We start from the raw sequence: 11,835 nt of genomic DNA, 5'->3' as shown, positions 1-11,835 counted from the left end.
GCAAAAACCCTCCCCCCCCCCCCCTCCCTTCCGGTCCGTTGGGCGCCCCCCTCCCCCCCCCCCCCCCTTCCCCCCTCCCCCCCCCCCCCCCCCTCTCTCCCCCCCCCCCCCCCCCCCCCCCCCCCCCCCCGGGGCCGATGTCTGTCGGTCGGCGTTACGTACCGACTCCTCCTGGGATCGGCGCACCCGTCCTCGTCGGGACGCATCAGGCTGAACTGACTGGTACGTGCAAAAAATTTTGGAATGGCCCGGAATCGGAACACCGAGGCCCCTCGGCTCGTTGTCACGACGTGAGCACGACACCACCTGTTCTCGCCGCAGAGCTGGCGCAGGCGTGGGCCGACATTCAGCGGCACCACCCCGAGCTGCCCGATCTTGCCGCCCCCGAGTCCCTGATCGGAGAGTCCTCGTCCGCCTGCGGCGCCGAGCTCTCCTTCGAGCGACTGCTGCACGAGGCAGTCCACGGCATTGCCGCCGCCCGCGGAGTGCGCGACACCTCCCGGGCCGGCCGCTACCACAACCGCAGATTCCTCGCGATCGCCGAGGAGATGGGGCTGGACCACTCCGACGAGCCGCACCCGAGCAGCGGCTTCTCGCTGGTCACGCTCAACGCCGAGGCGAAGAAGCGCTACCGCCCCACGATCGAGCGGCTCCAGCGCGCACTGAAGGCGCATACGGCCGCGACGGCCGCGGACACCAAGCGCAGCTTCCGCGGGCCGGCCGCACGGCACGGCTCCTCGGGCGGCGGTGTGCGCGTCAAGGCGGTCTGCGAGTGCGGGCGCAACGTGCGGGTGGTCCCCTCCGTGCTGGCCCAGGCGCCGATCGTGTGCGGCGGCTGCATGAAGCCGTTCCGCATCCCCGAGGTCGCCGTCACCGCCGCCGCGTCCTGATCCGGCGGCGCATGGCGCCGCGGGGCGGCGTGCCGCTGATCGCCGGCCCCGGGGAGGAGGCGCCGGCGGCATGTGGCACAATGACAAGCTGTACTCGACAGTCGCACAGGACCCCTCTCTCCTCCGGCTGACGCGTCCATCGGGCACCCGAGTACCGCATCCCCACGTGGCATCTCAAAGTGCCCAACCACGTCAAGTTCAGGAGACACCACTCCAGTGGCAGTCAAGATCAAGCTCAAGCGCCTCGGCAAGATTCGCTCTCCGCACTACCGCATCGTCGTCGCCGACGCCCGCACCCGCCGGGACGGCCGCGCGATCGAGGAGATCGGCATCTACCAGCCGACCTACAACCCCTCGCGCATCGAGGTCAACGCCGAGCGTGCCCAGTACTGGCTGTCCGTCGGCGCCCAGCCGACCGACGCCGTCCTCGCCATCCTGAAGCTGACCGGCGACTGGCAGAAGCACAAGGGCCTGCCGGCCCCGGCGCCGCTGCTGCAGCCGGCCACCAAGGAGGACAAGCGCCGCTCCTTCGAGGAGTTCGCCAAGGCCCTCGAGGGCATCGGCGAGACCAAGGGCGAGGCCATCACGCAGAAGAAGAAGGCCGACAAGAAGGCGGACGAGGCTGAGGCCGCCGCCGAGTCGACCGAGGCCTGAGCATGCTCGAGGAGGCTCTTGAGCACCTCGTAAAGGGCATTGTGGACAACCCCGACGACGTGCAGGTCGCCTCGCGCAACCTGCGGCGCGGGCAGGTGCTCGAGGTCCGGGTCCACCCGGACGACCTCGGGAAGGTGATCGGCCGCAACGGCCGCACCGCACGTGCCCTGCGCACCGTCGTGGGCGCCATCGGCGGCCGCGGCATCCGCGTCGACCTCGTCGACGCGGACCACGTCCGCTGAGCAGTTGAATCACCGGCACGGGCCGGGGAGGGCATGCGTGCCCGCCCCGGCCCGTCGTCGTCTGGACAGGAGAGACAGACAGTGCAGCTGGTAGTCGCGCGGATCGGCCGCGCCCACGGGATCAAGGGTGAGGTCACCGTCGAGGTGCGGACCGACGAGCCGGAGCTGCGGCTCGCCCCCGGCGCCGTACTGCTGACGGAGCCGGCCGCCACGGGTCCGCTGACCATCGAGACGGGCCGGGTGCACAGCGGGCGCCTCCTGCTGCGCTTCGAGGGCGTCCGGGACCGCAACGCCGCCGAGGCGCTGCGCAACACCCTGCTGATCGCCGAGGTGGACCCGGCGGAGCTGCCCGAGGAGCCCGACGAGTACTACGACCACCAGCTGATCGACCTGGACGTCGTCCTGGAGGACGGCACCGAGGTCGGGCGGATCACCGAGATCAGCCACCTGCCCTCGCAGGACCTGTTCATCGTCGAGCGCCCGGACGGCTCCGAGGTGATGATCCCCTTCGTCGAGGAGATCGTGGCCGAGATCGACCTGGAGGAGCAGCGCTGCGTCATCACCCCGCCGCCCGGGCTGATCGACGACCGCGCCGAGATCGTCTCCTCGCGCGACAACGGGCAGGAGGCCTGATGCGGCTCGACGTCGTCACGATCTTCCCCGAGTACCTCGAGCCGCTGAACGTCTCCCTCGTCGGCAAGGCGCGGGCCCGCGGGCAGCTCGACGTGCACGTCCACGACCTGCGCGACTGGACCTACGACCGGCACAGCACCGTCGACGACACCCCGTACGGCGGCGGTCCCGGCATGGTGATGAAGACCGGGCCGTGGGGCGAGGCCCTCGACGAGGCCCTGGCCGACGGGTACGAGGCCGGCGCCCATGGACCCGTCATGGTCGTGCCCACGCCCAGCGGCCGCCCGTTCACCCAGGAACTGGCCGTCGAGCTCTCCGAGCGCCCCTGGCTGATCTTCACCCCCGCCCGCTACGAGGGCATCGACCGCCGCGTCATGGATGAGTACGCCACGCGGATGCCGGTCTACGAGGTCTCCATCGGCGACTACGTCCTGGCGGGCGGCGAGGCCGCAGTGCTCGTGATCACCGAGGCCGTGGCCCGGCTGCTGCCCGGCGTCCTCGGCAACGCCGAATCCCACCGCGACGACTCCTTCGCCCCCGGCGAGATGGAGAACCTGCTGGAAGGGCCCGTTTACACCAAGCCGCCCGAGTGGCGCGGCCGCGGCATCCCGGACGTGCTCCTGAGCGGCCACCACGGGAAGATCGCCCGGTGGCGCCGCGACGAGGCGCTGCGCCGGACCGCGCAGAACCGTCCGGACCTGATCGAGCGCTGCGAGGCGTCCGCGTACGACAAGAAGGACCGGGAGGTGCTCAGCATCATGGGCTGGCAGCCGACCGCCGACGGCCGATTTTGGCGCAGACCCCGGGCCGTGGAAGAATAGGCGGCTGCTGTGTGCTCGCGTGCGCCCCTGCCACAGGGGGACAGTCGTACGACGGGTGGCGCAGCTCCCGAACTCTCTACGAAAACCCGCACCGGCGGCCTGTGGCGTCGTGCGAAGAAAGCAGACGAAGAACATGTCTCACCTGCTCGACGGCGTCAACGCCGCCACGCTGCGCTCGGACGTCCCGGCCTTCCGCCCGGGTGACACCGTCAACGTCCACGTCCGCGTCATCGAGGGCAACCGCTCCCGTATCCAGCAGTTCAAGGGTGTCGTCATCCGCCGCCAGGGCTCCGGCGTCTCCGAGACCTTCACCGTTCGCAAGGTCTCCTTCAGCGTCGGTGTCGAGCGCACCTTCCCGGTGAACTCCCCGATCTTCGAGAAGATCGAGGTCGTCACCCGCGGTGACGTGCGTCGCGCCAAGCTGTACTACCTCCGTGAGCTCCGCGGCAAGGCCGCGAAGATCAAGGAGAAGCGCGACCGCTGATCTCCTCTCCGGATCCCGGGGGAGGCCGGATAGGCTCCCCCCAATGGACACCGAAGCAGAGCTCACACGACGCGGCTACTCGTCCCCCGGTACGGGGGAGGGGCGGCCGCGTTCTGCTTTTGGTCGGGCTTCCGCCCGCAGACTCGCCCGGCGCGGCCTGCGGGCGCTGCCGACCTGGCGCGGCGCCGCCGTCCTCGGTGTGCTGTGCACGGTCTTCCTGCTGCTGTTCGGCAACTTCGTCCTGCAGCCCTTCCTCATCCCGAGCAAGTCGATGGAACCGACGCTCGGGGTCGGGGACCGGATCCTGGTCAACAAGCTGGCGTACCGTTTCGGCCATCAGCCGCAGCGCGGGGACGTGGTGGTGTTCGACGGCACCGGGTCCTTCGTGCGGGAGCCGGCCGGGGCGGACCCGGTCGCCGGGCTCGTACGCGGGGCGGCCTCCGTCCTCGGGATCGGCGAGCCGTCCGAGACGGACTTCGTCAAGCGGGTCGTCGGGGTCGGCGGTGACGACGTGGTGTGCTGCGACGCCGACGGGCGGATCAAGGTCAACGGGACGCCGGTGGACGAGCCGTACCTGTACCCCGGCGACACCCCGTCGAAGGTGCCGTTCCGGATCGTCGTGCCCCTGGGAACCCTGTGGGTCATGGGCGACCACCGTTCCCAGTCCCGGGACTCGCGGGACCACCTGGGGGAGCCCGGCGGGGGCATGGTGCCGGTGGAGAAGGTGATCGGGCGGGCCGACTGGATCGGCTGGCCGGTCTCGCGCTGGGGTACGACGGGCCCGCACGGCGGCACGGCGGGCGGCGGCCATGGGTAGCCGCGGCCGGCCGCGCGGCGAGCGGGCCCGCACGGACCAGGCGCGCACGGACCGGGCCCGCACGGACCGGGCCCGCACGGACCGGGCCCGCACGGACCGGGCACGCGCCGACCGGCCCCGCGCCGACCGGCCCCGCGCCGACCAGGTCCGCCCCGACTGGATCAGCGACGACCGGCCGCGCGGCGAGGCGATGCGGGGCGAGGCGGCGCGCGGCGGGGGCGGCCGCGCCGAGCAGCGGCGGGCCGAGCGGACGCGCCGCGGACGGGATTCGTCCCCCGAGCGGGAGACCGGCAGGAAAACCGGCGCGCCGGCCGGCGTGCCGGAGGGCGGCGGCCGTGCCGAGCGGCGGCGGCTGGCCCGCCGGATCCGCAGGCGCAGGCGCACGCGCCGGGCGGGCGAGGTGCCCCTGCTGGTGGTCGCGGCGCTGTGCATCGCGCTCCTGCTGAAGACCTTCCTGGTCCAGGCGTTCTTCATCCCCTCCGGGTCCATGGAGCAGACCATCCGGATCGGTGACCGGGTGCTCGTCGACAAGCTGACCCCGTGGTTCGGCTCCCCGATCGAGCGGGGCGACGTCGTCGTGTTCAAGGACCCCGGGGGCTGGCTCAAGGGCGAGGCCGCGCGCCCGCCCCGCGACCCCGTCGGCATCAAGCAGATCAAGCAGACCCTGACGTTCATCGGCCTGCTGCCGTCGGCCGACGAGCAGGACCTGATCAAGCGGGTCATCGGCATCGGCGGCGACACCGTCGTGTGCTGCGACGCCGAGGGCCGCGTCACCGTCAACGGGGCGCCGCTCGACGAGCCGTACGTGAACCCCGGGAACGCCCCCTCCGAGATCCGCTTCGAGGTGCAGGTCCCGCCCGGGCGGCTCTTCGTCATGGGCGACCACCGGGCGAATTCGGCCGATTCCCGCTTCCACCTCGACGAGCCGTTCCAGGGCACCATCGACGAGGAGGGGGTCGTCGGGGAGGCCGTGGTCATCGCATGGCCGTTCGACCACTGGCGCAGGCTGGAACAGCCCGCGACCTTCCTCACGGTGCCCGACCAGCAACGCAGCGGTCGACGCGGCCGCCGGGGACACCGCGGAGGCCAGCCCGTCGCATAGTGTGTCTTCGGTCTCCCGCGCCCTTGGGAACTCCCGCTCGTTAGGGGAGGGGAGGACCCGTGCCGCACCCGGCGCGGGCGGCAATTCCGAGTGAGGAGTGGATGTGGGGGACGTGGCGGTAGGCGCGCGGTCCGGACGCGACGAAGGTGAGGAGCGGCCGGACGGCATCAGGCGCGATGCCGAGCGCGAGGCCCGCGAGGCCGAGGGTGCCGAGGATGCCGAGGACGGCGCCGAGGAGCGCCCGCAGCGCTCGTTCTGGAAGGAGCTCCCGCTCCTCGTCGGCATCGCCCTGCTGCTCGCCCTGCTGATCAAGACCTTCCTGGTACAGGCGTTCTCCATTCCGTCCGACTCGATGCAGAACACCCTGCAGCGCGGCGACCGGGTGCTCGTGGACAAGCTGACCCCGTGGTTCGGTTCGGAGCCCGAGCGCGGCGAGGTCGTGGTCTTCCACGACCCGGCGAACTGGCTGGCCGGGGAGCCCACCCCGGAGCCCAACTTCCTGCAGACGATCCTCAGCAAGATCGGTCTGATGCCGTCCGCGGACGAGAAGGACCTGATCAAGCGGGTCATCGCCATCGGCGGGGACACGGTCGAGTGCAAGAAGGGCGGCCCGGTCGTCGTCAACGGCAAGCCGCTGGACGAGCCGTACATCTTCCCCGGGAACACCCCGTGCGACGACGCCCCGTTCGGCCCGCTGACCGTGCCCCAGGGCAAGATCTGGGTCATGGGCGACCACCGCCAGAACTCGCAGGACTCCCGCTACCACATGCAGGACTCGACCCAGGGCTTCGTGCCCGTTGACAAGGTCGTCGGACGGGCCGTGGTCGTCGCCTGGCCGGTCACCCGCTGGGCGACCCTCCCGGTTCCGGACACGTTCGACCAGCCGGGCGTCGGGGACCGGGCCGCGGCCAAGGCGATCGGCGCCGGCCCGGCCGCGCTGGGGCTCGCCGGAGCCGTCCCGGTCGTGATCTGGCGCCGGCGGAGGCTGACCAGCGGGACTACCGGCAGGTAGGGTGCCGCCCAGGTCGTCGATCCCGGATGTGGGGGCGCTGCTATGGGCGGAACGCCGAAAGGCACTACACAGACAAGCAGTACACAGGGGATACGCAGTGGCGGTGACGGCCGCGGCGGTGTCGGCAACGTGTTGTCCGGGATCGTCGTGGCCGTCGGCTTCGTGCTCTTCCTGGGGGGCTTCGTTTGGGCCGCGCTGCTCTACCAGCCCTACACGGTGCCGACCGACTCGATGATGCCGACGGTGAAGCCCGGTGACCGGGTGCTGGCGCAGCGCATCGACGGCGGCCGGGTGCGCCGCGGGGACATCGTCGTCTTCACTGATGCCATGTGGAGCGACTCCCCCATGGTCAAGCGGGTCGTCGGCATCGGCGGCGACACCGTGAGGTGCTGCGGGGAGGGCGGCCGGCTCAGCGTGAACGGCAAGGAGCTCGACGAGCCGTATGTCTACCGCAGCGAGCCCGTGACCCCGGACGGAGCGGCCCCCGGCACGGTTCCGGGCGCGGCCTCCGCCGCCGGCACCACCCCGTTCGAGGTGACCGTGCCCGAGGGCAACCTCTTCCTGCTCGGCGACCGGCGCTCCAACTCGATCGACTCCCGGGCCCACCTCCAGGAGGCCGGCCAGGGGACCGTGCCCCGCTCGGCCGTCCGCGCCCGCGTCGACGCCCTGGCCTGGCCCTCCATGGCCATGGTCGCGCGGCCGGAGGCGTACGCCGGCCTGCCCGGCGGCACCTCGGAGCCGGGGCCGCTGCGGCTCCAGCTCGGCGCCGTCGCCGCCGGGGCCGCCCTGGTGGTGCTGGGGGCCGCGTACGGGCCGCTCGTACGGGTCCTGGGGCGCGGCCGGAGGCGGGAGCGTGCCGGTGTCCGCTGACCTGGCCGCGGGCGGCCCCCGCAAGGTGTCCCGGGTGATCCTGCTGGACCCCGAGGACCGGATCCTGCTGCTGCACGGCTTCGAGCCGGACGACCCGACGGTCACCTGGTGGTTCACCCCGGGCGGCGGGCTGGAGGGCGGCGAGAGCCGGGAGGAGGCCGCGCTGCGGGAACTCGCCGAGGAGACCGGGATCACCGAGGTGGACCTGGGGCCGGTGCTGTGGCACCGGTACTGCTCCTTCCCGTTCGCCGGGCGGCGCTGGGAGCAGGACGAGTGGTACTACCTGGCCCGGACCGCGCAGACCCGGACCGAGCTGCACGGGCTGACCGAGCTGGAGCGGCGCAGTGTCTCCGGGGCCAGGTGGTGGCGGCCCGAGGAGCTCCTGGCGGCGCGTGACACGGTGTACCCGATCAGGCTGGCCGAGCTGCTGAGGGCGCTGCTGGACGACGGTCCCCCGGCCACGCCGGTGGAGCTGGCGCCGGAAATCGTCTAGGGCCGCACCGGCCTGCCGCACAATAGGGGGACGCACGGCTGAAGGGGAACATGCCATGAGCGCCGAGGACCTCGAGAAGTACGAGACCGAGATGGAGCTGAAGCTCTATCGCGAGTACCGCGACGTCGTCGGGCTGTTCAAGTACGTGATCGAGACGGAACGCCGCTTCTACCTCACCAACGACTACGAGATGCAGGTGCACTCGGTGCAGGGTGAGGTGTTCTTCGAGGTCACGATGGCCGACGCCTGGGTGTGGGACATGTACCGGCCGGCCCGCTTCGTGAAGCAGGTACGGGTGCTGACCTTCAAGGACGTGAACATCGAGGAGCTCAACAAGACCGATCTCGAACTCCCGGGCGGCTGATCCCTCCCCCTCGGGGGTGAACGGGTTGTCCACAACGGCCCCGCCGTCCACCAAGATCCACAAGGTGGGCGGGTCCGCGGGATCGTCGGGGCCGGAGGTGGTGCCCGATGAACGCGAAGGACGTGGCGCGACAGGCGCTGGGGCGGTACGGGGAGGATCTGGCGGCGCGGCGGCTGGCCGAGGCCGGCATGACGGTCATCGCGCGGAACTGGCGGTGCCGGGGCGGCGAGATCGACATCGTCGCGCGGGACGGTGACGCCCTCGTCGTGTGCGAGGTCAAGACCCGCCGGGCGGGGCGCTTCGAGCACCCCATGGCCGCGGTCCGGCCGGGCAAGGCCGAGCGGCTGCGCCGGCTCGCCGGGCGCTGGCTCGCCGACCACGGCGGGCCGCCCCCGGGCGGGGTGCGCATCGACCTGGTGGGGATCCTCCTGCCGCGGCGCGGCGCGCCGGTGGTGGAGCACGTCCGGGGGGTGGCGTGATGGGCTTCGCACGGGCCTGCTCGGTCGCCTTGGTGGGCGTCGAGGGCGTGGTGGTGGAGGTCCAGGCCGACCTGGAGCCCGGCGTCGCCGCGTTCACGCTGGTGGGGCTGCCCGACAAGACGCTCGTCGAGAGCCGGGACCGGGTCCGGGCCGCCGTCGTGAACTCGGGCGCCGCCTGGCCGCAGAAGAAGCTCACGGTCGGGCTCAGCCCCGCCTCGGTGCCGAAATCGGGCGCCGGCTTCGACCTGGCCGTGGCCGCGGCGGTGCTGGGGGCGGCCGAGGTGGTCGATCCCGCGGTCATCGCCGACCTGGTGCTCGTCGGGGAGCTCGGCCTGGACGGCAGGGTCCGCCCGGTGCCGGGGGTGCTGCCCGCGGTCCTCGCCGCTGCGGAGGCCGGATACCGCAGCGTGGTCGTGCCGCACCGCTGCGCCGCCGAGGCGCGGCTGGTCCCGGACGTCTCGGTGGTCGGCGTGAGCAGCCTGCGCGGCCTGATCGCGGTCCTCACCGGCGGGGCCGCCGAGGAGGAGCCGCAGGACGAGGGAGGGCCGCCGGATCCCGGGCCGGGGCCGGCCGGGCTGCTGGTCCCGGGCGCCGGGCTGGGCACCGGGGTCGTGCCCGTCGGGGCAGCGGCGGGAGGGGCGGCGGACTTCCCCGACCTGTGCGACGTCGCCGGACAGCACACGGCGCGCCGGGCCCTGGAGGTGGCTGCCTCCGGGGGCCACCACCTCTTCCTCAGCGGACCCCCGGGAGCCGGCAAGACGATGCTGGCCGAGCGGCTCCCCTGGATCCTCCCGCCGCTCACCCGGCAGGATTCCCTGGAGGTCACCGCCGTCCACTCGGTCGCGGGGATCCTGCCGCCCGGCGATCCACTGGTCAGCAGGCCCCCGTACTGCGCGCCGCACCACTCGGCGACGATGCAGTCGCTGGTCGGCGGCGGGGCGGGGGTGCCCCGGCCCGGGGCGGTCTCGCTGGCCCACCGGGGCGTGCTCTTCCTGGACGAGGCCGCGGAGTTCGGCACCAAGGCGCTGGACGCGCTGCGCCAGCCCCTGGAATCGGGGCGGGTGGTCATCGCCCGGGCCGCCGGGGTGGTGCAGCTGCCGGCCAGGTTCCTCATGGTACTCGCGGCGAACCCCTGCCCCTGCGGGCGGTACGGGCTGCAGGGCGCCGGCTGCGAGTGCCCGGCCTCGGCGGTCCGGCGCTACCAGGCGCGGCTGTCGGGGCCGCTGCTGGACAGGGTGGACCTGCGCGTCGGGGTCGAGCCCGTCGGCCGCTCCGAGCTGCTCGGGGGCGGCGGCCGCGGGGAGGCCACGGCGGCGGTCGCCGCCCGGGTCCGGCGGGCCCGGGACCGCGCCGCCGCCCGGCTGGCCGGCACCCCGTGGCGGCTCAACGCCGAGATCCCCGGACACGAGCTGCGGACCCGCTGGCCGGCGGTACCCGGCGCGATGGCGCAGGCCGAGCGGGACCTGGAGCGCGGCCTGCTCACGGCCCGCGGGCTGGACCGGGTGCTGCGGGTCGCCTGGACTGTGGCCGACCTGCGGGGCAACGACCGGCCCGACGCGCTCGACGTGGCCGTCGCGCTGGAGCTGCGGACCGGGATCGGCCGCGGGGCCGTCCTGGCCGCGGGGGCCGGGTCGTGACCGCGGCGCAGGGGCCCGCGCCGCAGCCGGAGCCGGCCCCGGGCGCGGCCCCGGGCCCGGTGCCGGTGCCGGGTAGTGCGCCGACAGCGGATGCACGGGACGCGTGGGAGGACCCCGGGCCCGAGGTCTCGGCCCGCGCCGCGCTGACCCGGGTGCTGGAGCCCGGGGACGAGCACGCCGGGCGCTGGCTGCGCGAGCACGGCGCCGTCGCACTGATACGGCTGCTGACCGGCCCCGACCCGGAGCCGGAGGCCCTCGGCGGCATGGGCCGCCGTCGGCTCGCCGGATACCGCAGACGGGCCGAACTCGCCGACCCCCGGCGCGACCTGGCGGCCGCCGCCGAGGCGGGCTGCCGGTTCATCTGCCCCGGATCGGCGCAGTGGCCGACCCAGCTCGACGACCTCGGCGACGCCCGGCCCGTCGGCCTGTGGGTGCGGGGCACCCCCGACCTGCGGACCTGGGCGCTGCGCTCGGTCGCCGTCGTCGGCGCCCGCGCCTGCACCCCGTACGGCGCGCACATGGCCCACACCCTGGCCGCCGGGCTTGCCGAGCGGGGCTGGGTGGTGGTGTCCGGGGCCGCGTACGGGATCGACGGCGCGGCCCACCGCGGAGCCCTCGGCAGCGGCGGGGCCACGGCGGCGGTGCTGGCCTGCGGGGTGGACGTCGCCTACCCGCGCGGACATGCGGGACTGCTCGGCGCCATCGCCGGCCAAGGGCTGGTGCTGGGGGAGCTGCCGCCCGGCAGCCACCCGACGCCTGCCCGGTTCGTGCTGCGCAACCGGGTCATCGCGGCCCTGACCCGGGGCACCGTCGTGGTCGAGGCCGCCTACCGCAGCGGCGCGCTGGTGACCGCGCGCCGGGCCCGCGAGCTGGGGCGGTTCACCATGGGCGTCCCCGGGCCCGCCACCAGCGGTCTCTCGGCCGGGGTGCACGAACTGCTGCGCGGCGAGGCGGTGCTCGTCACCGACGCGGCGGAAATCGTCGAACTCGTCGGCGGGATGGGGGAGCTCGCCCCCGAACGGCGCGGGCCCGTCCTGCCCCGGGACCTGCTGCCTCCGGACACGGCCCGGGTGCTCGAAGCGCTCCCGGCCGGCCGCCCCGCGCACGTGGAGGAGGTCGCCCTGGCCGCGGGCACCGGCACCGATGAAGTCATCGGCAGACTGTACGAACTTCACTCTCTTGGGTTCGTCGAACGGCTGGGCGATGGCTGGCGGTTGACGCCGCAGACACGCCGATGAGCCACACGAACCGGTGGCACCCGGCGAGGCGTTCGCTGACCTGGGGCGTTCCGGTGAAAGAGTGAAGCCGATGAAACACGCGGTCCTTCCGTCGGCAGC

Annotated in this window: 15 protein-coding genes; all 15 read left to right on the top strand. The window is 73.5% G+C overall.

Annotation, left to right across the window (positions count from 1 at the left end; translation table 11 throughout):
• The first annotated feature begins 290 nt into the window (after positions 1-290).
• The 15 genes from AC068A_RS24850 to dprA all read left to right on the top strand — a co-directional run bounded on the left by AC068A_RS24850 (position 291) and on the right by dprA (position 11,736).
• On the top strand, positions 291-890 hold the full coding sequence (locus AC068A_RS24850; RefSeq protein ID WP_478588305.1) for a hypothetical protein: 600 nt from the start codon (positions 291-293) through the stop codon (positions 888-890).
• A gap of 216 nt (positions 891-1,106) precedes the next feature.
• Positions 1,107-1,544, top strand: coding sequence for a 30S ribosomal protein S16 (gene rpsP / locus AC068A_RS24845; RefSeq protein WP_179176226.1), 438 nt, complete (start codon positions 1,107-1,109; stop codon positions 1,542-1,544).
• 2 nt (positions 1,545-1,546) lie between these two features.
• Positions 1,547-1,786, top strand: a complete 240-nt coding sequence (locus tag AC068A_RS24840; protein WP_478588303.1) for an RNA-binding protein — start codon at positions 1,547-1,549, stop codon at positions 1,784-1,786.
• Positions 1,787-1,867: 81 nt separating this feature from the next.
• On the top strand, positions 1,868-2,419 hold the full coding sequence (rimM, locus tag AC068A_RS24835) for a ribosome maturation factor RimM (protein WP_478588301.1): 552 nt from the start codon (positions 1,868-1,870) through the stop codon (positions 2,417-2,419).
• Complete coding sequence (trmD, locus tag AC068A_RS24830; RefSeq protein WP_478588299.1) at positions 2,419-3,240, top strand: tRNA (guanosine(37)-N1)-methyltransferase TrmD; 822 nt, start codon at positions 2,419-2,421, stop codon at positions 3,238-3,240. The genes rimM and trmD overlap by 1 nt, the downstream gene beginning before the upstream one ends.
• Positions 3,241-3,373: 133 nt before the next feature.
• The gene (rplS, locus tag AC068A_RS24825) at positions 3,374-3,724 is read left to right on the top strand and encodes a 50S ribosomal protein L19 (protein WP_478588297.1); all 351 of its coding nucleotides are present in this window, start codon (positions 3,374-3,376) and stop codon (positions 3,722-3,724) included.
• Between the two features lie 43 nt (positions 3,725-3,767).
• A complete protein-coding gene (gene lepB, locus AC068A_RS24820; RefSeq protein WP_478588295.1) occupies positions 3,768-4,541 on the top strand; it encodes a signal peptidase I in 774 nt (257 codons plus the stop codon).
• Complete coding sequence (gene lepB, locus AC068A_RS24815) at positions 4,534-5,643, top strand: signal peptidase I (RefSeq protein ID WP_478588293.1); 1,110 nt, start codon at positions 4,534-4,536, stop codon at positions 5,641-5,643. Before lepB (AC068A_RS24820) ends, lepB (AC068A_RS24815) begins: the two co-directional genes overlap by 8 nt.
• A gap of 112 nt (positions 5,644-5,755) precedes the next feature.
• Positions 5,756-6,655: a signal peptidase I gene (gene lepB, locus AC068A_RS24810; protein ID WP_478588291.1), complete on the top strand. Its 900-nt coding sequence runs from the start codon at positions 5,756-5,758 to the stop codon at positions 6,653-6,655.
• A 42-nt stretch (positions 6,656-6,697) separates the two neighbouring features.
• The gene (gene lepB / locus AC068A_RS24805; RefSeq protein ID WP_478588289.1) at positions 6,698-7,525 is read left to right on the top strand and encodes a signal peptidase I; all 828 of its coding nucleotides are present in this window, start codon (positions 6,698-6,700) and stop codon (positions 7,523-7,525) included.
• A complete protein-coding gene (locus tag AC068A_RS24800; protein ID WP_478588287.1) occupies positions 7,515-8,018 on the top strand; it encodes an NUDIX hydrolase in 504 nt (167 codons plus the stop codon). Before lepB (AC068A_RS24805) ends, AC068A_RS24800 begins: the two co-directional genes overlap by 11 nt.
• A gap of 55 nt (positions 8,019-8,073) precedes the next feature.
• Entirely contained in the window at positions 8,074-8,382 is a 309-nt protein-coding gene (locus tag AC068A_RS24795) for a DUF2469 domain-containing protein (protein WP_358653186.1), read from the top strand.
• 107 nt (positions 8,383-8,489) lie between these two features.
• Positions 8,490-8,861, top strand: coding sequence for a YraN family protein (locus tag AC068A_RS24790; RefSeq protein WP_478588285.1), 372 nt, complete (start codon positions 8,490-8,492; stop codon positions 8,859-8,861).
• Positions 8,861-10,498 (top strand): YifB family Mg chelatase-like AAA ATPase, encoded by a 1,638-nt coding sequence (locus tag AC068A_RS24785; protein ID WP_478588283.1) that lies wholly within the window; start codon positions 8,861-8,863, stop codon positions 10,496-10,498. The genes AC068A_RS24790 and AC068A_RS24785 overlap by 1 nt, the downstream gene beginning before the upstream one ends.
• Positions 10,495-11,736 (top strand): DNA-processing protein DprA, encoded by a 1,242-nt coding sequence (dprA, locus tag AC068A_RS24780; RefSeq protein ID WP_478588281.1) that lies wholly within the window; start codon positions 10,495-10,497, stop codon positions 11,734-11,736. The genes AC068A_RS24785 and dprA overlap by 4 nt, the downstream gene beginning before the upstream one ends.
• Positions 11,737-11,835: the final 99 nt, after the last annotated feature.

The organism is Streptomyces sp. NPDC043854, assembly GCF_056436005.1.
Note: the sequence above shows the minus strand (reverse complement) of the source record. Positions and strands in the feature narration are given on the sequence as shown.